The following is a 361-nucleotide window of genomic DNA, read 5'->3' on the forward strand; positions in this document are numbered from 1 at the left end:
GCAACGGTCGCTGTCACGGTCCATCGCCTCCAGCTCTTCTTTCACCACCTTCTTCATGCGCATGCGGCTGGAGTGGAGGGTGAAGCGCTCGGCGAAGTCCTTTTCGCGTTCGCGGAGCATGGCGGGGATTTCCGTCTCCATGGTGGTGTTGGAAGACGGCACGATTTGCCCGACGCGCAGCGGCTTCTGGGGGGTCAACAGGAAAGACATTTACTTGCTCTCGGAAAGGTCGAATGCATTGAGTTCTGCCTGTTCGGCATTCAGGTCAAAAGCCTGCATGGTGGCGTCCATGAACTGGGCAGGCTGCAGCGGGCGGCGGTCCACGCGCAGGTCGAAGATGTCGAAGCGGTTGTAATGGCCG

General features: G+C 59.8%; 2 pseudogenes. Both read right to left on the minus strand.

Annotated features, from left to right (window positions below):
• Nucleotides 1-210 (minus strand): annotated as a pseudogene (locus tag J8I82_RS40000) (Asp/Glu racemase); the annotation flags it as partial.
• Nucleotides 211-361 (minus strand): annotated as a pseudogene (locus tag J8I82_RS40005) (carbon-nitrogen hydrolase family protein); the annotation flags it as partial.

The organism is Cupriavidus consociatus (assembly GCF_017814975.1).
GTDB classification, from domain to species: domain Bacteria; phylum Pseudomonadota; class Gammaproteobacteria; order Burkholderiales; family Burkholderiaceae; genus Cupriavidus; species Cupriavidus consociatus.